Origin of the sequence: Actinokineospora sp. UTMC 2448 (assembly GCF_024760565.1) — a bacterium.
GTDB classification, from domain to species: Bacteria; Actinomycetota; Actinomycetes; order Mycobacteriales; family Pseudonocardiaceae; genus Actinokineospora; species Actinokineospora fastidiosa.
On sequence record NZ_CP031087.1, the window covers coordinates 5,448,196 to 5,470,206 of the forward strand.

At 72.9% G+C, this 22,011-nt stretch carries 18 protein-coding genes; 7 read left to right on the plus strand and 11 right to left on the minus strand.

Features of this window, described 5'->3' with window-relative positions; genetic code table 11:
- Positions 1–17 precede the first annotated feature (17 nt).
- Genes Actkin_RS24875 through Actkin_RS24885 form a run of 3 tightly spaced genes read left to right on the plus strand, consistent with a single transcriptional unit; the run spans position 18 to position 3,908 of the window.
- Positions 18–764, plus strand: a complete 747-nt coding sequence (locus tag Actkin_RS24875; protein WP_258904443.1) for a hypothetical protein — start codon at positions 18–20, stop codon at positions 762–764.
- Positions 761–1,696, plus strand: coding sequence for a hypothetical protein (locus Actkin_RS24880; RefSeq protein ID WP_189213405.1), 936 nt, complete (start codon positions 761–763; stop codon positions 1,694–1,696). Before Actkin_RS24875 ends, Actkin_RS24880 begins: the two co-directional genes overlap by 4 nt.
- Before the next feature lie 22 nt (positions 1,697–1,718).
- Entirely contained in the window at positions 1,719–3,908 is a 2,190-nt protein-coding gene (locus tag Actkin_RS24885) for a P-loop NTPase family protein (protein ID WP_258904444.1), read from the plus strand.
- On the opposite strand, the gene Actkin_RS24890 is transcribed toward Actkin_RS24885, so the two are convergent.
- The 4 genes from Actkin_RS24890 to fxsA form a co-directional block, all read right to left on the minus strand.
- Positions 3,868–4,980 carry a cation:proton antiporter gene (locus tag Actkin_RS24890; protein WP_258904445.1) on the minus strand — a complete coding sequence of 371 codons (1,113 nt, stop codon included), beginning with the start codon at positions 4,978–4,980 and terminating at the stop codon, positions 3,868–3,870. The two genes, Actkin_RS24885 and Actkin_RS24890, sit on opposite strands and share 41 nt — an antisense overlap.
- A gap of 1 nt (position 4,981) precedes the next feature.
- Positions 4,982–5,932: a hypothetical protein gene (locus Actkin_RS24895; protein ID WP_258904446.1), complete on the minus strand. Its 951-nt coding sequence runs from the start codon at positions 5,930–5,932 to the stop codon at positions 4,982–4,984.
- Positions 5,910–9,632 carry an FxSxx-COOH system tetratricopeptide repeat protein gene (gene fxsT / locus Actkin_RS24900; RefSeq protein WP_258904447.1) on the minus strand — a complete coding sequence of 1,241 codons (3,723 nt, stop codon included), beginning with the start codon at positions 9,630–9,632 and terminating at the stop codon, positions 5,910–5,912. Before fxsT ends, Actkin_RS24895 begins: the two co-directional genes overlap by 23 nt.
- Before the next feature lie 115 nt (positions 9,633–9,747).
- Positions 9,748–9,936 carry an FxSxx-COOH cyclophane-containing RiPP peptide gene (fxsA, locus tag Actkin_RS24905; protein WP_189213410.1) on the minus strand — a complete coding sequence of 63 codons (189 nt, stop codon included), beginning with the start codon at positions 9,934–9,936 and terminating at the stop codon, positions 9,748–9,750.
- A gap of 168 nt (positions 9,937–10,104) precedes the next feature.
- Between fxsA and Actkin_RS24910 the strand changes: the two genes are divergently transcribed.
- Positions 10,105–11,199 (plus strand): FxsB family cyclophane-forming radical SAM/SPASM peptide maturase, encoded by a 1,095-nt coding sequence (locus Actkin_RS24910; protein WP_229787529.1) that lies wholly within the window; start codon positions 10,105–10,107, stop codon positions 11,197–11,199.
- Positions 11,196–12,362, plus strand: a complete 1,167-nt coding sequence (locus Actkin_RS24915) for an aKG-HExxH-type peptide beta-hydroxylase (protein ID WP_258904448.1) — start codon at positions 11,196–11,198, stop codon at positions 12,360–12,362. The genes Actkin_RS24910 and Actkin_RS24915 overlap by 4 nt, the downstream gene beginning before the upstream one ends.
- Before the next feature lie 326 nt (positions 12,363–12,688).
- Here the strand turns inward: Actkin_RS24915 and Actkin_RS24920 are convergent, their stop codons facing one another.
- Complete coding sequence (locus tag Actkin_RS24920; RefSeq protein ID WP_258904449.1) at positions 12,689–13,915, minus strand: helix-turn-helix domain-containing protein; 1,227 nt, start codon at positions 13,913–13,915, stop codon at positions 12,689–12,691.
- 56 nt (positions 13,916–13,971) lie between these two features.
- Between Actkin_RS24920 and Actkin_RS24925 the strand changes: the two genes are divergently transcribed.
- Positions 13,972–14,547: an NUDIX domain-containing protein gene (locus Actkin_RS24925; protein WP_189213413.1), complete on the plus strand. Its 576-nt coding sequence runs from the start codon at positions 13,972–13,974 to the stop codon at positions 14,545–14,547.
- A 91-nt stretch (positions 14,548–14,638) separates the two neighbouring features.
- Here Actkin_RS24925 and Actkin_RS24930 read toward each other — a convergent pair whose 3' ends face one another.
- From Actkin_RS24930 to Actkin_RS24945, 4 genes are all read right to left on the minus strand, one after another.
- The gene (locus Actkin_RS24930; RefSeq protein WP_189213414.1) at positions 14,639–14,890 is read right to left on the minus strand and encodes a hypothetical protein; all 252 of its coding nucleotides are present in this window, start codon (positions 14,888–14,890) and stop codon (positions 14,639–14,641) included.
- 86 nt (positions 14,891–14,976) lie between these two features.
- A complete protein-coding gene (locus Actkin_RS24935) occupies positions 14,977–15,753 on the minus strand; it encodes a fumarylacetoacetate hydrolase family protein (RefSeq protein WP_258904450.1) in 777 nt (258 codons plus the stop codon).
- Positions 15,754–15,762: 9 nt separating this feature from the next.
- Positions 15,763–17,382 carry a citramalate synthase gene (gene cimA / locus Actkin_RS24940; protein WP_258904451.1) on the minus strand — a complete coding sequence of 540 codons (1,620 nt, stop codon included), beginning with the start codon at positions 17,380–17,382 and terminating at the stop codon, positions 15,763–15,765.
- Between the two features lie 274 nt (positions 17,383–17,656).
- Positions 17,657–18,394 (minus strand): class I SAM-dependent methyltransferase, encoded by a 738-nt coding sequence (locus tag Actkin_RS24945; RefSeq protein WP_189213417.1) that lies wholly within the window; start codon positions 18,392–18,394, stop codon positions 17,657–17,659.
- Positions 18,395–18,465: 71 nt separating this feature from the next.
- On the opposite strand from Actkin_RS24945, the gene Actkin_RS24950 reads away from it, so the two are divergent.
- Complete coding sequence (locus Actkin_RS24950) at positions 18,466–19,044, plus strand: CGNR zinc finger domain-containing protein (RefSeq protein WP_258904452.1); 579 nt, start codon at positions 18,466–18,468, stop codon at positions 19,042–19,044.
- A 53-nt stretch (positions 19,045–19,097) separates the two neighbouring features.
- Here the strand turns inward: Actkin_RS24950 and Actkin_RS24955 are convergent, their stop codons facing one another.
- The gene (locus tag Actkin_RS24955) at positions 19,098–20,135 is read right to left on the minus strand and encodes a 3-isopropylmalate dehydrogenase (protein WP_189213419.1); all 1,038 of its coding nucleotides are present in this window, start codon (positions 20,133–20,135) and stop codon (positions 19,098–19,100) included.
- A gap of 170 nt (positions 20,136–20,305) precedes the next feature.
- Positions 20,306–21,901, minus strand: a complete 1,596-nt coding sequence (gene serA, locus Actkin_RS24960) for a phosphoglycerate dehydrogenase (RefSeq protein ID WP_189213420.1) — start codon at positions 21,899–21,901, stop codon at positions 20,306–20,308.
- Between the last annotated feature and the right edge of the window lie 110 nt (positions 21,902–22,011).

The window sequence follows — 22,011 nt, forward strand, 5'->3', positions numbered from 1 at the left end:
TCGGGGCAGCGGGGGTGATGGTGGACCGCGCAGAGGGCCGGTGGCCGCGCCGGGTCGCGGTGGCGGCGACCGTCGCGTCCCTCTGCCTGGCCGCTCCCCTGCCCGCGGCCGCCATCGACGACGCGCAGATCGTCTACTGCCTCGGCAAGGACCAGCGGGACGCGCTGCGCGAGGCCGCGGTCGCGCTGGGCAAGGCTGCCGACACCGCTGCGCTCGCTGACATCGCCGCATGGCGCGGGCGGGACGCGGCGGCGTTCGAGGAGACCTGCGAGGCGCTGTACGAGGCGGCGAAGCCGCAGCCGAGCGCGTTCGCCGACGCCCTCCCGTTCCTCACCGCGCTCGTCGGCGCGCTGCTGGCCTACTTCGCCGCGCTCGGCCAGGAGCGCCGGATGCTGCGCCGCAGGCAGGCCGACGCCCTGCGCGCGGCGCTGGCCGAGTTCGACGCGGCCGCCCGGCACTACACCCACGTGCTGGCCGGGGACCGGCCGGTCGAACGGCTGCGCGCGGCCCACGGCGCCCTGGTCGGCAGGCTCGCCGAGACCAGGGCCGAGTACCCGGACTGGCGGCTGGCCGCGGACTGCCACGAGCGGCTGACCGCGGGCGACCTCGGGATGGACGAGCTGACCTCGGGCTGGAACGCCGACAAGGACGCCCGCGCCAAGGCGGTGCGCGGGGTCGTCGCCGAGCTGCACGCCGGGGTCCAGCGGATCGCGGCGGGGCTGCTGCGGCCGAGGCGGCGCAACCCGGACCGGGTGAGCGCATGATCCGCGTGCCGATGAACCCGTTCGCGCTCCCCGGCGTCGAGTTCGGCCTGGTCAAGGTGCTGCGGCCGCACGAGGACCACAGCCAGGACGACTTGTACGTCGACGTGTGCGGCAGCCATGCCGCCTACCAGGCGTTCCGGACCGGGTTCGACGTCGCGGCGGTCACCGCCCGCGGTGGCTTCCTGCTCGTCGTCGGCGATTCCGGCTGCGGAAAGACGGCGGTGGTGAATCGCTGCGTCCACCACATGCTCAAGACGCTCGACGGCGTCGTCGAGCGGGTGGTCGTCGAGAACCTGGACCGGCTGCTGCCCTCGCCGTTCGACCAGGTCAACCAGCTCTCGATCCAAGAGCGCATCAAAACGGTCTGCAACGAGCTGTTCCACGTCCTCGACTCCCGAGGAGTGCTCTACAACGGCGAATTGGACGGCCTGGACAAAGCCGGGCGGGAAAAAGGGCATCTGTGGGCATTGCGCCGACTGCCCGAGTCGCTCAAGCCGAACACGGCCGTGATCGTGCACCTGCCGACCCCGGGCGACCTCGTCGACGAGATCACCAGCTACGCCTACTCCGCGACCAGCCCCGGCGTGGTCTTCGTGACCGAGACGAGTTCACTCCAACGTGAGCATCTCGACCACTTGCGGTACCGGATTCCCTCCGATTCCGCACCGCCGGTGATTGTCTCGGTGCAGCGAATCACCGCTGACGAGATCCGGGCGTTTATCGCCGATCGACTGACCAGATGCGCGGCGACCGGTATCTTCCCGAGCGTGGACAAGTCCGGCCTGGCGTACCTCGCCGACCACTCCAACTCCATCCGCCGGGTGCAGGAGTTGTGCTTCAGGGCGTATCAGGCCCGGCTGGACACGAACACGGACTACACCGAGGACGACGTCGTGACCGACGGCGATTTCGCGGGGGCACTGGGCCCATGATTCGACGGCGAGGGCGGTTGAGATGAGCACCGGCGGGCACGCGTTGCGCAGGAATCCGTTCCGCTCGACGGCGGTCGCGGACACCGCGCTCATCGGCCGCGACCCCAACGGCGTCGAGACCAACGTCGACACCGCCGCGCAGCAGCGCGTCCTCGCGCCCCTGCGCGCCTATCTCGCCGGGGAGGACGGCCACCGCGGCAACGGCACCACGATCGTGGTTTCCGGCGATTACGGCACCGGGAAGACGCACCTGCTCGTCCGGATGGTGGACGAGGCGCTCGCCGCGATCGGCGAGCCGGGCCGCGCGCTCTACGTCGTGGCGGGCGAGGACGGGTTCCTCGCGCTGTTCCGCAACTTCCTCAAGGCGGTGACCAAGGACGAGCTGGTCCGCCAGGTCAGCCAGTACTACGCCGACGCCGTGCAGGCCGAGCTCGCCGCCAACGACGTGCCGCACGCCGGGCTGGCGGGCCGCGCGGACACCAGCGAGGTCGAGCGCGAGTACGACGTGCTCTCCAGCGTGGTCAACCGGCGCGTGCACGAGAACCTGGCGCGGGTGACCGACAACGCCGACTTCACGACCGCGCTGTCCCTGCTGATGCGCGACAAGCGGCTGGCCGACCCGGTGTGGGAGTGGCTGAACGGCGCCGAGCCCCCGGTGGCGCTGCGCAACCGGCGCGTGCAGCACCGCATCGACAACGACCTCGCCGCGCTGGACGCCCTCGGCGTGCTCGCGCTGGTCCTCGGCGGCCGCGACCAGAAGTTCGTGCTGGCCGTCGACGAGATGAGCGACATCTTCGCCCGCAGCGACACTCCGCGCGAGCGGCTGATGGAGGCGTTCCGCGTCCTGCTGGAGACGGCGAAGCGGTCCGGCGCGTGCTTCATCCTGTGCGGGCTGCCGGACCTGATGGAGAGCCTGAGCCCGAAGGTGCGCGAGCGCGTCGGCGTGCACGTGGAGCTCGGCGGGTTCACCGAGAACGACATCATCGAGTTCATCCTGCGCTCGCACGAGCGGACCTTCGGCGAGCGGCGGTTCGCGCCGTTCGCCGAGCACGCCCAGCGCACCATCCGCGACTTCACCAGGGGCAACCCGCGCCAGGTCGTGCGGCTGCTGCACCGGGCGTTCGCGCTGGCGGGCGCTGGCCACCCGGACGCGGGCCCCACCGAGCTGCCCGAGATCACCCACGACGTGCTGTACCAGGCTGCCAGCCTGCTCACCCCGCCGACGTTCGACACCGTGGTCGACGAGATCAGGATGGTCGCCGCGCAGCACGGCTGGCCGATCCGGCAGGAGCAGACGCTGGCGCTGGACCCGCACGCGTGGGCGGAGTTCCGCGTCGAGTCCGGCCACCGCGACGGGGACTTCGCCGTGCTGGTGGCCCGTTCGCTGTTGTCGGACACGGAGATCCGGCGGTTCGTCGACTGGGTCGCCGCGGTGCGCGGGACCGAGGAGAACCGGCCCATCGCGCTGGTCACGGTCGGCACGCCGAGCAACTCCGCGCTCGTGGCCGTGCGGCAGGTGCTGCACGCCGAGCCGATCGTGCGCCGCACGACCTTCCAGGCCGACCTCACCGCCGCGCTGTCGGCTGGCCCCGTGCCGGTGCACCCGGGGCAGGGCGCGCTGGCGCACGTGTCCCGCACGCTCGACGAGATCAAGGCGATGCTGGCCACCGGGGCGCACGGCCGCGAGCTGAACCCCAGGGCCATCGCCCAGGAGATCGCCGCCTACCTCGCGCCCGCGCGGCCCGAGCCGCGCGCGGACGAGCTGCCCGACCCGGTGGCCGACCTGTTCACCCTGGCCGAGGACCGGCTGTCCGCGCTGCTGGCGATCGAGCCGAGGGTGCGCGCGGCGTTCGACCGCGGCGGCTACGACTCGGCCGCGGCGTTCCGGTCCCGGTTCTTCGAGCCCGCGGCCCGGCAGGCCATCGGCGCGGCTGCGGTGATGGGCGTGTTCCTGCACGGGTTCCGCGTCCGGCTGGCCCGGTGGTTCCACGAGTCCGGCGACGACCATGCGCTGGCCGCGATCTGCGAGACCTACCAGGCGATGGAGGACTGGGTGCCGCTGTCGGACCTCGCGCCGCTGGCCGCGGTGGCCGACGCGCCGGTGCCTGCCATCGGCGCGAGCACCGCGGTCGAGCAGGCGATCGGCACGCTGACCGGGTTCGCTGCCAAGGTCAGGGACGCGGCTCTGGACGCGGCAAGCGAACGGGCCTGACCGGCTCGTCCTCCGCGCGGCGGACCGCGTTCGCCACCCCGTGCAGCACGTTGATGACGACGACGGCGAAGGCGATGGTCCCGGCCGCGCCCGGGTAGAGCGGTTCGAGCAGCAGGGCCAGCACGATCGCGGTCAACCCGTTCTGCTGCGCGAAGGCCAGGCCCATCCGGTCGGCGGCGGAGAGCCCGCGCGCGGGCAGCAGCAGGGCTATCAGGAACTGCGCGAAGAAGGCGGCGGCGCCCAACACGATGCCCGCGAGCGCCGTCGGCCGGTCGACCACGACCACCATGCCGATCGCGAACGTGGCGGCGTACAGCGCGGCGGTCGCGATCCGGTCGATGGCCGAGGCGATCCTCGGGCGGACGAACAGGCCGATGAACGCCAGCGAGAGCAGCAGCGCGTACGACACCGCGACCGTGGCCAGGGCCAGCACGACGACGACCGCGGCGACGACCGCCCACCGCCGCCGCACCGCGGTCTTGGGGACCCGCGCGCGCCAGCGGGACTCGTAGGCGCGCCACAGGACGAAGGCCAGCGCGGCGAACAGCAGGTTGAGGCCCAGGTTGGCCAGGAACGGCAGGAGCCCGGTGTCGAGCGCGCCCAGCCCGGCGTCGCCCTCGCCCTGCAGGACGAACGCTGCCAGGTAGGCCGTCAGCAGCACGGTGATCGGGTCGTCGAAGGACGCCCACGCGGACAGCAGCGACGACGCCGCGGGCGAGAGCTTGCTGCGGTGGCGCAGCGCGGCCACGGACAGCGGATCGATCTGCGCGACGGCGACGGCCAGCAGGATCATCCGCGAGTCGCCGAAGAACACCACCATGACGGTGGCGATCACGGCGACCTTCGCCATGACGCCGACGGTGACGGCGAGGATGACCGTGCGCAGGTGGGTGCGCGCCTCCTGCAGATCGATGCCGTACGCGGCGGCGTAGAGGCCGGTGCCGAGCAGTGCGGTGATCAGCCAGGCGTAGACGGCGGAGCCGGTGACGTCGTGCAGCCCGAACCAGTCCGCGATGAACCAGCCAGCGGCGGCGGTGGTCAGCAGCAGGGCTGCGCGCAGGGCCCCGTTCATGTCACCCGTTGTCCCCGTTCGGCTCCCACAGGGTCTGGGCGAGGCGGACGACGATGTCGTCGGCCAGGGACACCATGGACTGGTCGAGGGTCACCGCGGTGAGGTAGCGCTGGGCGGGCAGGCGCGCGTAGAACACCGCGCCCGCCTCCACATCGAGCACGATGCGGTTGAGCCTGCCCTTCAACGCGCCGCCGGAGGTCAGTTTGAGGTCGGTGGCGAGGGATTTGAGCCTGCGCGCGAAGGCGAGGTGGAAGTCGAGGCGCTGCCGGGGGCTGATCTCGGCGTCGGCGTCCACGACGACGGGCGCGGTGAGCCCGGGGTGGGAGAAGCAGTGCTCGATCTCCTCGCGCCTGCCGTTGACCCAATAGGACGCGAAGTGCAGGCCGTCGGGGCGCACGACCGCGCGGAGCCGGTCCTGGACGGTGCCGTCGGCGGGCACCTCGGGCGGCGGCCCGGGGTGGGGGCAGGCGAAGGAGCCGTAGTTGGCCGAGGTGAGCCGGGCCCTGGCGCGGAAGGCGCCCGCCAGCTCGGCGACGGCCTCGTCGCCGGCGCGCACCGCGTCGGGCTGTTCGACCACGCCGAGGAACTCCTCGCCGGGGCGGACCATGTCGTAGAAGAGGGCGTGCGCGTCGGTGTGCAGGACCGTGCGGATGAGCCTGCCCGTGCGGGCCTTCTGCAGGTCCTCGTCGAGGGTGCGGACGTGGTAGGCCATCTGCCTGGCCAGCACGGTGAACGCGCTCGCCATGCCGGTCCCGCCGCTGACGTCGCCCGCCTCGCCCCGGCCGAGCCGGACCAGCGGGACGCCGTTGCGCAGGTACGCCAGGTAGCACAGCGCGGGCAGCCGGGACGCGGTCTCCTCGCACGCCTCGCGCACCGACGCCAGGTAGGCGTCGTCGGCGTCCACCCTCGGGCTGACCCAGGTCTCCCGGTCAGGTGTGCGGGATGTCGACATCGATCTCCCTCCAGGTCCGCTGCGCGCCCTCCCTGGCCAGACCGAGGTTGTGCCCGGCGATGGCGACGTACGGGTGGGTGGGGCCGACCGTGTCCAGCAGGTCCTCCAACGCTTCCTCGGTCAGCGACGCCGCGGTCGCCAGGTCGCCCGCCGACGCGTGCAGCACGGCGAGGTCGATGGCCGCGGCCAGGGACCACGGGTGGGCGCGGTCGAAGCGCGAGAGCAGGGAATCGTAGGCGCGGGCGACCGCCTCCGTGCCCGCGGCGTGGTCGCCCGCGGCCGCGGTGGCCAGGCCGAGGCCGAGCCCGGCCAGGGCGCGGATCGGGTGCGCCTCGTCGAAGTCGCGGTGGTCGAGGCGGGCGACCGCGGCCTGCGCCATCTCCTCGGCCTGCCCCGGCAGGTGCCCGGACCGGCGGGTGATGGACGCGCTGGTCAGCATCGCGGCGGTGATGTCGGGGTGCCCGTCCGGCAGCAGCGCGCGGAACCCGTCCAGCGCCTCGGTGATGATGGTCGTCGCGGTGCGCAGCTCGCCGGTGTCGCGCAGCTCTATGCTCCACTGCCACTGCGCGATCAGCGTCAGCCGCTCGCGGCCCGGCCTGCCCCGCAGCGCGGAGACCAGGTTCGCCAGCCGCGCGCGGGAGTCGCCGAGGCCGAGGTCGCGCTGGTAGGTGGCGATCCGCACGGCGGACCAGTCGGTGCGCTCGTGGTGCTCGCCGAAGAGGCGCACCACCCGGCTGTGGTTCTGCCGCTCGACGGCGAGCGCGCGCTGCGTGTTGCCCGACAGGTACAGCGACGTGGCGAGATTGTTGGCCGCGCTGCGGGTCTGCGGGTGGTCCTCGCCCAGCTCCCTGACCTTGCCCGCCCACACGAGCTGGTCGGTGGCCAGCGCGTCGAGGTAGCGGCCGAGGCCGCGGTCGTCGCCGCCGAGGCCGCGCGCTGCGGCGAGCGCGGCGGGCGTGGGGGCCTGGTGGACGTCGCTCTGGAGGTCGAGCGCCTCGACGTCCAGCTTGCGCGCCCGGTCGCGGTCGCCGAGCGCCCTGGCCAGGTTGGCCAGCTGCACGATCAGCCGCAGCCGCAGCGGGTCGTCGGCCGGGATGCCCGCCTGCTCCCACGCGGCGAGCAGCCGCTCGCCGTGGACCAGCGTCTCCTCGGAGATGGCCTTGATGTCCTGCTCGTAGAGGTAGCGGACCTGGTTGACCAGCCAGCGGCGGACCTGGTCGTCGGTGCTGTGCAGCGCCCCCGACGGCTCGACGTGCCAGATGAGCAGCCGGAACCGCTGGCGCAGCGACTCCGGCGCGCTCTCGGTGGGCGCGAACTCGGCCAGCGCGGACAGGACCATCGCGGCGATCGCGGCCGCCTCCTCCGGCTCGGCCAGCGCGATCAGCGCCGCGGTGATCGCGCGGTTGACGCGCACCACGCCGCTCAGGCCCCAGTCGACCGTCAGCAGGCCGTACCGCTCGCCCAGGCGCAGCGCGCGGTCGATGTCGGCGGTGTCGACCAGCAGCCGCGGCGCGGCGCGGCCCAGCCTGCCCGCGAGCGCCCCGACCAGTTCCCGGGACTGGATGAACTCCAGGCCGATCCCGTTGGAGGCCAACGCGGTGAAGCACCGGGCCAGCAGCACGGTGACCTCGCCGAGGCCGGTGCCGCCGGTCGCGGCGTCGAGTTCCGGGGAGAGCAGGGTGTCGACGACGACCGCGACGATGGCGCTGACCGGGTCGTCGCCGTCCCGCTCGGCCAGCGCGGCGAGCAGTTCGGCCTGCGCGGTCCTGGCGGCGCTCACCGCGTCGTGGCCTGCTTCGCGCAGCCGCGCGCCTGCCTCGTCCAGCCAGGCGCCCGCCAGCCGCACGGCCAGCGGCCTGTGGCCCAGCGCGGCGCCGACCTCGGCAGCGGCGGCGGGATTGAGGTCGGGCACGCGCTCGGTGAGCCGGGCGACCGACTGCTCCGGGCGCAGCGCGGTGAGCTCGATCTGGTGGTCGATGGGCACCGAGCCGCTGGGCGCGCGCGAGGTGACCAGCACGTGGACGTCGCCGTCCTCGGCGGGCAGCAGCCCGTCGGCGAGCACGTCGAGGTCGTCGCAGCCGTCGTAGACCAGCAGGAACCGGCAGTTGCGCGGCGCGGTCACCGCGGTGAGCGACCGCGTGCTGCCGTACTGGCGGGCCACGCTGTCGCCGGGCAGCACCACCTCGGCGAGCGCGGCCACCGACTGCAGCAGCGACCGGCGGTCCCTTGAGGACAGCCACCAGACGCCCTGGTAGTCCCAGGCGTAGTGCTCGGCGTAGGCGCGGGCGAGCGTGCTCTTGCCGGTGCCCGCGCCGCCGTGCACGAGCGCGATGGTGCGGCGGCCGGTGGGCAGCACGAGGGCGGCCCGCAGCGCGGCGAGGTCCGGGTCGTCGACCCCCGGCAGGTCGCCGGTCACCGGCAGGTGCCGGTTCATCGGGGTGGACCACGGGAAGCGGGTGGGCGCGCGCTCGGGGAACCGGCTCGGGCCGACGAAGCCGAGCGCGGACAGCAGCCGGGTGCGGAAGGCCTCGGCCTGGCTCGCCGCGCCCGCGAACGCGTCCGGCCCGCCGTCGTCGTCGCGGTCGGGGACGGCCACCGGGACCAGCGTCGCCTCCGGCGCGCCCGCCTCGGCGGGCACGGCGAACTCGTCCTCGTCGTCGCGGTGCAGCAGCAGCACCGGCACGCCCGCCGGGGCGTCGGCCGCGTCGACGACCGTCCCGCCCGCGCGGATGATCTGCGTGCGCACCCAGGGCACCCACTCGCGGGTGCCGGGCAGGTCGGCGATGACCACCGGGCGCGTGTCCGGGTCGCTGTCCAGCCCGCACGACCACCGGTACCCGGCGCGGATGTGCGGGGCCATAGCCAGCCAGCCGACGCGGCCGGTGAGCCAGGTGGCGAGCCGGGCGTACTCGCGCCACAGCGGCGTCCCGGCGTCCTCGGCGACGACCGAGAGGATCGGCGACGACTCGGCGTAGGCCATGAGCGGCAGTTCGGCGCAGGACTGGTTCGGCACGCGCTCGGCCTGCTCGGCGAACAGCACGGCGAACATGCCGTTGGCGTCGGAGCGCACGCGGGCGATCAGCGGCGACGACCGGTCGGTCGCGGGCACCCTGGCCAGCACCGGCAGCACGTCCACCTGGATCGGGGTGGCCTTGCGGATGCGGGCGGCGACGTCGACGGCCCTGGCCACGGCGCGCTCGCTGGGGCCGAAGGCGAGCAGGACCGCGTCGGCGAGGATGCCCGCCATCGTCTCGGCGCGGGCGCCCGCGTCGGTCTCGGGCAGCACGACGAGCACGTCGTCGTAGCCGCTGTCGAGCAGGCGGCTGCGCAGCGCGGCGACGGCCTCGGGGTCGGCGCGCGCGAGGTCGAGCCGTTGCTGGGTGGCGCCGACGTTCAGCGACGAGACCGCGCCGACCTGGTCGCCCGGCAGGTCGAACCGGCGCACCTCGCCGAGCACGGCGGACCGGTCGGCGGTGATCTCGCGGACCGCGATGCGCAGCCGGTCCGGGCACGCGGTCACCTCGGCGGGGAACACCGAGAGGTAGTCGCGGACCCGGCGGTCGCCGCCCGCGAAGTCGACCACCAGCACCCGCCTGCCGCCGCAGGCCAGGACGGCGGCGAGGTTGGCGGCGATGTCGACGTGGTCGCTGCGGGCGGACGCGGGGAAAACGACGGAAACTCTCGTTTGACCGGTTGCCATCGGCCGACCGCCCATCTCGCTCACCATCACCCCGTCGTGCCTCCCACTTCCTATCGCGCCGCCTCCCGAATCGTGCGGAGGGGGCCTGGTGAATCACTCGATCGGCGCAAGCGGCCTAGAGGGAGCTCTGGAATGCGGCGAAGCGGTCCGGCAGGGCGGCCCGGCTCGCCAGCACGCGGCGCAGAGCGTTGCGCAGCACCGGATCCGGCAGCGCGGCGATGGCGTCGAGATCGATGCCGCTCACGTCGAGCAGGCCCCCGACATCGCCGGGTTCGGGGGGCGGTGTCGCGTTCTTCGACGTCATCTGTCCTCTTTTTGTCCAATAGCTTGAACACGCGCGTAATCCGATTCTAGCGCTTTCCGCGAGTCGGGCGTCAAATACCCCGTTCGGCCGACTGCGGGTTCGGTGTCGGCGCTGTTTCATGGAAGAGGCAGGCGCGGAATTGTCCAGCCGCGCCGCGGAGGGGACACGGTGACCGGCGCGCTGCGGCAGTTCGTCATGAAGGTGCACGGCCGCTGCGATCTGGCCTGCGACTACTGCTACGTCTTCACCGGGGCCGACCAGCGCTGGCGCGGGCGGCCCCCGGCGATGTCGGCCGAGACGGCAGCGGCCGCCGTCACCCGCATCGCCGAGCACGTGCGCGCCCACGCGCTCGACTCCGTGGAAATCGTGCTCCACGGCGGGGAACCGCTATTGGCCGGACCGGCATTCATCGACTTCCTGGCCGCCGATGCCCGCGCGCGGATCCCGGCGGCCGTCCGGATCACCGCGCAGACGAACGGGATGCGGCTCGACCGCGCGTTTCTCGAACTATTCGGCGAGCACGGCATCCGGGTCGGGATCAGCGTGGACGGCGACGCGGCCGCGCACGACCGGCACCGCAGGACCGCGCGCGGGCGGGGCAGCCACGACCGGGTGCGCGCGGCCGTCGACCTGGTGTCCGGCCCGGAGTTCCGCGACCTGTTCGCCGGGCTGCTGTGCGTGGTCGACCTGGCCAACGACCCGGTCGACACCTACAGGGCGCTGGCCGCGTTCGACCCGCCCGCGATCGATTTCCTGCTGCCGCACGGGACCTGGGCCGCGCCGCCGCCGGGGCGCGCGGGCGGCGGCACCCCCTACGCCGACTGGCTGATCGCCGTGTTCGACCACTGGTACGCCGATCCTGGTCCGGGCGTGCGGTTCTTCGACGCGGTCACCGCGCTCTGGCTGGGCGGCGGCTCCCTGGTCGAGGGCCTGGGCACGGACGCGTCGCCGCAGGTGGTGATCGAGACCGACGGCACGCTGGAACGCTCGGACATCCTGGCGGTGGCGTATCCCGGCGCGGGGGCGACCGGGTTGAGCGTGCACACCGACCCGCTGGACGCCGTCCTGCCGCTGCCCGTGAGCCCGCCGTCGTCGACCTGTGTCGCCTGCCCGGTCTTCGCGGTCTGCGGCGGCGGTCAGCCCGCGCACCGGTACGCGCCGGGCACCGGGTTCGACAACCCGTCGGTGTACTGCCCGGACCTGTTGCGGTTCACCACGCACGTGCGCTCCCGCATCGCCGCGGGCCTGGGCGGACCGCGGTGACCATCCCGCTGATCGCGCTCGGCCCCGACGACCTCGACGCGCTCGCCCGCGGCGGGGGCGGCCCGGACCTGGCGCGCCTGCTGGTCCGCGCGCGGCGCAGCACGACGCTGATGTTCATCGCCGACGTCCTCGGCCGCGATCCGCGCGCTGATCGCGCGTGGCGGACGCTGGCCGCGTTGCGCCGCCGTGCCCCGGCGGCGGTCGACCGGGTGCTCGACGACCCGGCGGTGGGCGCGTGGGCGGCGGCGGTCGCGGGCCGTCGCTCGGGGCGGCCCGCCGACCTGGCGTTCGTGGCCGCCGCGGCCGCCATCCGGGCGGGTGTCTCGGTCACCGTGGACTTCCCCCGGACTCCCACCGGGTTCCTGCCGTCGCTGGGGTGGCTCACCGCGCCTGTCGTCGGGCCGGTCAGCACCGATCGGTTGGCGTGGGAGCGCGCGCCGGTGGTCTCGCTGGACGGGGTGGAGTTCACCATCACCCGGCTGCCGCCGTCGTTGTTGCCCGCGTTGGAGCAGTCCCCGACTGTCGATGTGGCCGCGTGGACACCACTGCTCCGCGCGGCGTGGCGGGTACTGCGGCGCACCGATCCCGGCGCGGCGGCCGAACTCGGCGCGATGATCACCACGCTGGCGCCCATGGCGGCCCACGACGACAAGGCCAACAGCTCCACCGTCACGGACGCGCTGGGGTGCGTCTTCCTGACGTTCAACACCGATCCCGAGACCCTGGCTGCCACCCTCGTCCACGAACTCCAGCACGCCAAACTCGCCGCGGTGATGGACATGCACCCGCTGACGACCACGAGCCGGACGCGCTACTACGCCCCATGGCGCGAGGACCCCCGCCCGGTCGCGGGGCTGCTCCACGGCGTCTACGCCTTCCTCGGCGTCACGGGCTTCTGGCGGCGGAGGCGGGCACTGGGGGGTGGCACGCGCGCGGAGAACGAGTACGCCCGATGGCGCTCAGCGGCCCTGTCGGCCGCCTGCACCCTCCTGTCCGGCACCGACCTCACCCCCCACGGCCGCCACTTCGTCGACGGCGTCGCCAGAACTTTGTGGGAGTGGGCCGCCGACCCTGTCGCCCCAACCGCCATCACCCACGCCGCCGAGGCAAACACCGCCCACCGCCGCAGATGGCACCGCCAAGAACCGTCCACACCGAACTAGCCGCACGCGTCCCACGCTCCAGCACCAGACCGCACGCCCGCCTTCTCACAACCACTGACGCCCAGCCACGCCAGACCCGCACGGCACCCGCCTCGCGACCAGCCACGCCAACACCGCACCCACTCCCCCACCGGGCACACCGCATCCCTCTCACGACCGCCCACGCCGAACCCCACACCCACGCGTCCCCCTCCATCCCACCCCAACGCCCCACCCCACGCGACCAACAACGCGCCCATGCGGGCACCCGCCCCACACCCCCTCCGGTGCCAGACGCGAGCGGCATCCCATCCCCCCAACGCCGTGCTCCAGCCACCCCCACCGCCCTAGCGTCGTACGCGGAGTAGTTCTCCCAGTTCCGGGCGTAGGTCGCGCACCATCGGGTTGGTGTTGTGCTTGGCCAGCACCCCCACCAGGCTGCGCAGGTCGACCCGTACGGTGGCGCTGTCGGTGCGTTTGAGGTCGCGGAGCATTGCCGCTACCTGGGTGCACGCGCCCTCGATGTCGCCGCGTTCGGCGTTGGTGAGGGCGAGGCGGACGCCGAAGCGGACGCGGGACCGCACCGAGCCGGTGGGGATGCGCGCCAGTTCGGCGGTCAGCAGCTCCGCCGACTCGTCGTTGCGGGCGAGGCTGTGCATGGACCAGCCGCGCGCTATGGCGATCGGGTTCGGCAGGCTCGTGGTGCCGAAGTGCGGGCCCGACTCGGCCGCCGCCTCCTCCTCCCAGCGCTCGGCGGCATCCAAAGCGGACAGACACGCCGTCAGGTCGCCGACCAGCGCGTGGCCCTGCGCCTCCCGCTGGGCGGCCAGGGACCGCACGGCCGCCGTGGCGTCGGGGGCGGCGGCGGCCCGGCGGGCCAGGTCGACCATGGTGTAGCCGTCGCCGTCGTAGAGGGCGATCTCGCTGGCGCGGACCAGGGCGTAGCCCGCCAGGCCCGCGTCGCCGACCCGCGCGGCCATGCCGACCGCCTTGGTCGTCCAGCCGTGCGCCATGTCGGTCTTCCCGGCCTCCTGGAACATCCACCCCGCGTACTCGGCGAACCGGTAGGCCAGCCGGATGAGCTCGGGCGCGGCCTCGACGCGCAGCAGCGCGCGCAGCTTGGTGAAGTTGGTGACCAGGTCGGGGAGCACGAACGCCGGGCTGGCCCGGTGGCCCACCATCCGCAGGTGCTCGAACTGCGCCTCGAACAGCGCCAGCGTGTCGTCGTCGACGACGTAGCTGTTCGGGGCGAACGTCGTCGCGCCTGCACCGTCGTGCCCGGCGGGCGCGTAGCGCACCCGGCCGGTGGGTTCGAGGACGAGGCTCCACGGCCCGTCGTCGGTGTCCGGCAGGGGTTCGGGCTCCGGCGGACGCGGCGTCACGGCCCTGACCAGCACGCCGTCCGTTTCCAGAATGCGGTCGAGGTGGCGGGCCTTGTCGGCGCCGAGCGGGCGCTCGCCGTTCTCGATCTTGCTGAGATATCCCTTGTTGTAGTTGGCTTCCCGAGCCAGCCTCGTCAGCGAGTAGCCCTTCCGCTCACGCAGCACGCGGAGCAGGTCGCCCGCTTCGCTCATGACAATCCACCCCCCGCATCTATGCCAGACGGTCCCACGGCTGGTTCGATTGCGGAATGGCATCCACGCGCGAGAACGCCGCCGAGCGCAGACCCTGGCGGCTGCTGAAGACCCGGGAACTGGTGCGGGGGCCGTACTTCGCCGTGCGCAGGGACGACGTCATCCGCCCGGACGGCGCGCAGGACACCTACGACCACGTGGTCGCCCCCGGCTCGGCGACCGTGCTCGCCATCGACGACGAGGACCGCGTCGTGCTGACGCGGCAGTACATCTACACCTGGGGCACCCGGCAGTGGCGGCTGCCCGGCGGCGGGGTCGACGTCACCGACACCACCCCGCTGGCGGCCGCGCGCCGCGAACTGGCCGAGGAGACCGGGCTGTCGGCGTCCCACTGGGAGACGCTGGGCCAGGTGCACGGCGCGGACAGCCTGAGCAACCACGTCGACCACGTGTTCCTGGCGACCGGGCTGAGCACGTCCGGGCCGCAGGCGCTGGAGCCGGGCGAGGCCGACCTCGACGTCGTCCGCCTGCCCTTCGCCGAGGCGGTGGCGCTCGTGGAGAAGGACCAGGTGCCGCACGCGGCCAGCGCCTATGCCCTGCTGCGCGCCGCGCTCCGGCGCAACCGTCGTTGAAGCCATCCCGCTCCTCACCCCTGGCGCGGACGCTCAAACCGTCACGCTATCCAACGGGCGCGGGCGGACAAGGACAAAAGGCCGACAGTTCCTAGTCGCTCAGCCAGACGAGCTCCGCGTCGCAGATGACGGAGATCGAGCGCAGCAGGCCCTCCGCGGTGTCGCCGCTCCACATGGCGCCGTCGGAGGACCAGGCCAGCACCTTGGTGGGCCGCGCGAACTCCATCCCCCACACGATGAGCGCGCCGCTGGTCTTCCGGAACGGGCCGTAGACGGCGAACAGGCGCGGGGCGAACACCCGCGCCCGTTCGGCGATGCCCGCCATCATCTCGGGAGAGGTCACGACCGGCACGCTATCCACAGGACCGGGGCACGAACGATTCCCTGAACGGTGCGGAAACCGGCCCGGTCGCCACTGAGCGTGACCGCTCAGCGGTTGGCGACGGAGTTGGTCAGCGTGCCGATGCCCTCGACGGTCACCGAGACCTGCTGGCCCGCGCGCATCGGCCCGACGCCAGCGGGGGTGCCGGTGAGGATGACGTCGCCGGGCAGCAGCGTCATCACCCGGGAGATCCACTCGATCAGCTTCGGCACGTCGTGGATGAGCGCCGAGGTGCGCCCGTCCTGCCTGACCTCGCCGTCCAGCTCGGTGCGGACGGCCAGGTCGGCCGGGTCGAGCTCGGTCTCGATCCACGGGCCGAGCGGGCAGAACGTGTCGTGGCCCTTGGCCCTGGTCCACTGGCCGTCGGCCTGCTGCTGGTCGCGCGCGGTGACGTCGTTGGCGATCGTGTAGCCGAGGATGTAGTCCCTGGCCCGCGAGGCCGGGACGTCGCGCATGGGCCGCGGACCCCACACGACGGCCAGCTCGCCCTCGAAGTCCACCCGCGCGGAGTCGGCGGGCAGCTTGATCGCCGCGCCCGGCCCGACCACCGCCGTGGACGGCTTCATGAAGATGACCGGGTCGGCGGGCGCCTCCCCGCCCATCTCCGCGGCGTGGTCGGCGTAGTTCTTGCCGACGCAGACGATCTTCGGGGGCAGCATGGGGGCCAGCAGCCGCACGTCAGCCAGCGGCCAGCGCCTGCCGGTGAACGTGTGCGGCCCGAACGGGTGCTGGTCGCCGATCTCGGCGGCGGTGAGATCATCACCGCTGCCCTCGACGGCCACGAACGCGACACCTTCGGGATGGGCAATACGAGCGATACGCACCTGACCACCCTAAACGGTCGCGGTCACCCGCATCGCCTTGTGGGCCAGCGCGTCGCAGAGCGCCAGCCAGCTGGCCTCGACGATGTTGCCGTGCACGCCCACCGTCGTCCACTCGTGCTCGTGGTCGGAGGACTCCACCAGCACGCGGGTGACGGCGTCGGTGCCGTGCGCCGCGCCGCGGTTGATGATGCGCACCTTGTAGTCGGTCAGCTCGACCTCGTCCAGCCACGGCAGGTGCGGCGCGAGCGCCCGGCGCAGCGCGGCGTCGAGGGCGTGCACGGGGCCGGTGCCCTCCGCGGTGGCGATGACCCGCTGACCGGCGACGTGGACCTTGACCGTGGCCTCCGACACGACCGTGCCGTCCATCGAGTGGTCGAGGATGACGCGGTAGGACTCCAGCGAGAACGGCGCCTGCGCGCGCTCGTCCAACTCGGCGCGCAGCAGCAGTTCCAGGGAGGCGTCGGCGGCCTCGAAGGACCAGCCGCGCGCCTCCATCTCCTTCACCCGGCGCAGGGCGCTGCCCAGCGCCTCGGGCCTGGCGGCCAGGTCGAGCCCGAACTCGTGTCCCTTGAGTTCGAGGCTCGCCCGGCCCGCCATCTCGGTGACCAGCACCCGCATGTCGTTGCCGACGACGCCCGGATCGATGTGGTTGTACAGCTCCGGGTCGACTTTGATCGCGCTCGCGTGCAGGCCCGCCTTGTGGGCGAAGGCCGACGACCCGACGTAGGCCTGGTGGGAGTCGGGTGCGATGTTGGCGATCTCGGCGACGGCGTGGGAGACCCGGGTCAGCTCGGCCAGCGCCCCGGTCGGGAGCACGTCCTTGCCGAGCTTGGTCACGAGATTGCCGATCACGGGGAACAGGTCGGCGTTGCCCGCCCGCTCGCCGTAACCGTTCGCGGTGCACTGGACGTGGGTGGCCCCCGCCTGCACGGCCGCGATGCTGTTGGCCACCGCGCAGGACGTGTCGTCCTGGCAGTGGATGCCCACCCGGAAGCCGGTGCGGGCGACGACCTCGCCGACGGTGTCGGCGATGCCGAGCGGGAGCTGCCCGCCGTTGGTGTCGCAGAGGACGACGACGTCGGCGCCCGCGGTCGCGGCGGCGTCGAGCACGCGCAGCGCGGTGTCGGGGTCGAAGGCGTAGCCGTCGAAGAAGTGCTCGGCGTCGAGGAAGACGCGGCGGCCCTCCCCGGTGAGGAAGGCGACGGTGTCGGCCACCATGGCGGCTGCCTCGTCGACGTCGGTGCGCAGGGCCAGCTCGATGTGGCGGCGGTCGGACTTGGCGACCAGCGTGACCACCGGAGCCTGGCTGTCCAGCAGGGCCCTGACCTGCGGGTCCTCGTGCGCCTTGGTGTTGGCCCTCCGGGTGGACCCGAACGCGACGAGCGCGGCGTGCTTGAGGTCGAGCTCGCCTGCGGCCGCCCTGGCGAAGAACTCGGTGTCGGTCGGCAGCGCCCCCGGCCAGCCGCCCTCGATGAACCCGACGCCGAGCCCGTCGAGCAGCCGCGCGACCTTGAGCTTGTCGGCCACGGAGTAGGAGATGCCCTCCCGCTGGGCCCCGTCGCGCAGCGTGGTGTCGTACACGTGGAAGGCGTCACCGAGCGGTGTGCCTGCGGGCGTCGTGCGGGTCACGGGGGCTCCTAGGTGAGGGACTTTGCCGACCAAACAAAAAGACCCCCCGCGATGGATGCGAGAGGTCTGCGCGCTGGTGCCGTGATGCTTCGGCTATCCAGCGCGCTCGTCAATAATGATCACGACGAAGTCGGCCACGGCGACGATGGTGCCACACCCGCCCGCGCGCGTCCAACGCACGGGCGGGTGCTCCCACTCAGTGGACGTCCACTTGGCACGGTTCAGCGCACGGCGCCTCCTGGTGCGCTCAGCGAACGGTGCCCCATTGGTGCGCTCAGCGCACGGCGACCAGGACGTGGTCGTCGCCGAACTGCCAGACCGGGCCCGCGGCGGTGAAGCCCGCCTTGCGGAGCAGCTCGGTGTACTGGTCGACGGTCAGGTCGCTGGAGGAGTCGTGGGAGATGGCGAGGGCGCTGTGCTCGCGGGCGGTCTCGTCGTCGACGTCGGCGAGGATGGCCTCCCACCAGGCGCGCCAGTCCTCGTTGTCGGTCACGCCCACGCGCGCGGCGCGGGCCTTGCGGACGAGGTTGCCGTACTCGCGCAGGGGTTCGGGCAGGTGCATGTTGTCGGCGTTGACCAGGACGCCGCCGGGGCGCAGGCGCTCGGCCGCGGTCGCGAAGACGTCGGCCAGCTGCGAGTGCTCCAGCCAGTGCAGCGCGGTGCTCGACACCACGGCGTCCCACGGGCCGTCCAGGCAGGAGTCCCAGCCGGGCTCGTTGAGGAGCCCGCGCACGAACCGCACGCCGGACCCGCCTGCGGAGGCGGCCAGGTCCAGCAGCAGCGGGTCGGCGTCGATGCCGACGATCTCCGCGTGCGGGAGCGCGGCGGCCAGGCGCGTGGCCAGCGACCCGGGGCCGCAGCCCAGGTCGACGATCCTCGGCCGCGCCACCCCTGCGACCGCCGCGGCCACGACGTCGATGACCACCCGGAATCGCTCCTCGCGGTCGGGGACGTAGCGTTCCTGCTGGACGTCCCAGCGGTCGAGCCAGGCGCGGGCGGCAGCGGTCTCCATGAACCCCTCCAGTAACTGTCTAAGATGACATCGACAGTGACAACCTACGAGCCGAGGACGTGACTGGTCAAGTGGACTTCGACAGTCACTCAAGCGTGGTGCTGGACGCCGCCCTCGGCCTGATCAACGAGGTCACGCCCGGCCACCGCCGCGGCCGCCCCTATCGACCGCCCACGGGGAGCGCGCTGGTCACGGCCATCACGGACGTCATCAGGCAGCGGGACCGGACGTGGTCGGCGCCGCCGAGCCCGGAGGCGGCCGAGAGCCTGGCCGCGTACGGCGTCCGGATGCACGCCGTCATCGCGGCAGTCGCCGAGGACATCGACACCGCGTGCGAGGAGGTCAACCGGATCATGCGGGAGACCGACGCCACGCCGGTCCTCGCCCGCCACGACAACGAGCCGTGGCACCTGCACTTCCACGCCCCGGACGCCCCGTGGGACATCAGTTGGGCCGCGTCCATGGCCACCGGCCTGGCCGTCGTGCTGGGCAACGCCACCGTCGAGCGGTTGGGCATCTGCACCGCGCCCGCCTGCGACCGCGCCTACCTCGACGTCTCGCGCAACGGGACGCGGCGGTTCTGCTCGACGGCCTGCCAGAACCGGGTGAAGACCGCCGCCTTCCGCGCGCGCAAGGGCGCGGGCGGCTGAGAACACGAGTGCCGCCCTCCTGCGCGCAGGAGGGCGGCACTCGGGGTGGGACTCTAGAACGCCTTGGCGTTGGACGACACCAGCGCGGCCAGCCGGTCGCCGATGGCGTACGTGCCGCCGGGCGAGGCGTGGTCGCGGGTGGCCAGGTCGAAGGCGACGGAGGCCTCGATGCGGCGGGCCGCCTCGGTCTCGCCGAGGTGGTCGAGCATCAGGGCCACCGAGAGGACCGCGGCCGTCGGGTCGGCGATGCCCTGCCCGGCGATGTCCGGCGCGCTGCCGTGCACCGGCTCGAACATGCTCGGGTTGCGGCGGGTGATGTCGAGGTTGCCGCTGGCCGCGAGGCCGATGCCGCCGGTCACCGCCGCCGCGAGGTCGGTCAGGATGTCGCCGAAGAGGTTGTCGGTGACGATCACGTCGAACCGCTGCGGGTCGGTGACCATGTGGATGGTCGTGGCGTCCACATGCTGGTACGCGACGGTCACGTCCGGGTGCTGGAGCGAGACCTCCTCCACCACGCGCGACCACAGCGAGCCCGCGTGGGTCAGCACGTTGGTCTTGTGCACCAGCGTGAGGTGCTTGCGCGGACGCGCGGCCGCCCTGGCGAAGGCGTCGCGCACGACGCGCTCCACCCCGAAGGAGGTGTTGACGCTGACCTCGGTCGCGATCTCGTGCGGAGTGTCCTTACGCAACAGACCGCCGTTGCCCGCGTAGAGGCCCTCGGTGCCCTCCCGCACGACGATCATGTCGATCTCGCCGGGCTCGGCGATCGGGCTCTTGACGCCCGGGTAGAGCCGCGCCGGGCGCAGGTTGACGTGGTGGTCCAGCTCGAACCGCAGGCGCAGCAGCAGGCCGCGCTCCAGGATCCCGCTGGGCACCGACGGGTCGCCGACCGCGCCGAGCAGGATCGCGTCGTGCTCGCGCAGTTCGCCGAGCACCGATTCGGGAAGCAGTTCCCCGGTGGCGTGCCAGCGTGCCGCGCCGAGGTCGTAGCGCGTCGTCTCGGCGGACGGAACGACCTCCTCGAGCACCTTCAGCGCCTCGGCGATCACTTCCGGCCCGATCCCGTCACCTGGGATCACCGCGAGCCGCATGCACACACCTCCCGGGGTATCGGCCCGAAGGGGCCTGGTAGTCGATCGAAGGCTACCGGTTTGCGGTCCGACCTCCGCACCTCGCCACCCCTAGGGGTGGTTTTCGCAGGCGCGGATGCACACGAACGGTGCCCGGGGCACGCCGACCCGGGCACCGTCCGCGAAGGGGTCTAGTGGAAATCGATGCGCCGCACGACGCGCGCGCCGACGGAGGCGCCGATCGACTCCAGCACGGCGGCGTCCACCGCGCGGTCGACGCGCAGCAGCATGACGGCGTCGGCGCCGTCCTTGGTCTGGCTGATCTGGGCGGCGTCGATGTTGACGCCCGCCTCGCCGAGCAGCGTGCCGACGGTGCCCATGACGCCCGTGCGCTCCGGGTACTCCAGCAGCAGGACGCTGCCCTCGGCGCGCAGGTCGAAGTGGCGGCCGTTGACCTCGACCAGCTTCTCCACCTGCGCCAGGCCGGAGAGCGTTCCGCTGACCGTGATCACCGAGCCGTCGGCGTAGACGGCGCGGAGCGTGACCAGGCTGCGGTGGTTGGCGCTCTCGGTCTCCGTGCTCAGCTCGACGGCCACGCCGAGCTCGTCGGCCAGCCGGGGCGCGTTCACGAACGTCACCTGGTCGGCGACGATGCCGGAGAAGACGCCGCGCAGCGCGGCCAGCGGCAGGATGCTCACGTCCTCAGAGGACAGTTCACCGCGGACGATGACCTGCAGCGCCGACGGGGCCTTGCCGTCCAGCGCCGACACGACCGCGCCCAGCTTCTGGGTCAGCGGCAGGTACGGGCGCACCTCCTCGCCGACGACCCCGCCCGCGGCCACGTTCACCGCGTCCGGCACGAAGTCCCCGCGCAGCGCCAGCAGGACGGAGCGGGCGACGTCGGTGCCCGCGCGGTCCTGCGCCTCGGCGGTGGACGCGCCCAGGTGCGGGGTCACGATGACGCCCGGCACGCCGAACAGCGGGTTGTCGGTCGTGGGCTCCTTGGAGAAGACGTCGACTCCCGCGCCGCGCACCTGCCCGGAGCGCACCGCGTCGGCCAGCGCCTGCTCGTCGATCAGACCGCCGCGGGCGGCGTTGACGATGATGACGCCCTTCTTCGTCTTGGCCAGCGCCTCGGCGTTGATGAGGCCCGCGGTCTCCTTCGTCTTGGGCAGGTGCACCGAGATGATGTCGGCGCGGGTGAGCAGCTCGTCGAGGGAGACCAGCTCGGTGCCCAGCTGCGCGGCCCTGGCGGGCGACGCGTACGGGTCGTAGGCGATCAGCGTGGTCTCGAAGGCGGCCAGGCGCTGGGCGAACAGCTGCCCGATCTTGCCGAGGCCGACGACGCCGACGGTCTTGCCGCGCAGTTCGATGCCGGAGAACGCGCTGCGCTTCCACTCGTGGTCCTGCAGGGTGGCGTGCGCGTCGGGGATCTGGCGGGCCACGGCCAGCAGCAGCGCCACGGCGTGCTCGGCGGCGCTGACGATGTTCGAGGTCGGCGCGTTGACCACGAGCACACCGCGCTCGGTGGCGGCGGGCACCTCGACGTTGTCCAGCCCGACGCCCGCGCGGGCGACGACCTTGAGCCGGTCGCTCGCCTTCAGCACCTCGGCGTCGACCTGGGTGGCCGAGCGCACGAGCAGCGCGTCGGCGTCGGCGACGGCGGCGAGCAGCGCGGCCCGGTCGGTGCCGTCGACGTGCCGGATCTCCACTTCGGAACCGAACACGTCGAGCACGGACGGCGCGAGCTTCTCGGCGATCAGGACGACGGGACGGTTCGGTGTCACGCTACGACTCCCGGGGTGCGTGGGATTGGGGATGCGGTTACGCCGCTGTAACCCGGACCCGAGTCTATGACCGCCGCTGAACCGTTCCACCCGGAGGGTGAGACTTGTGA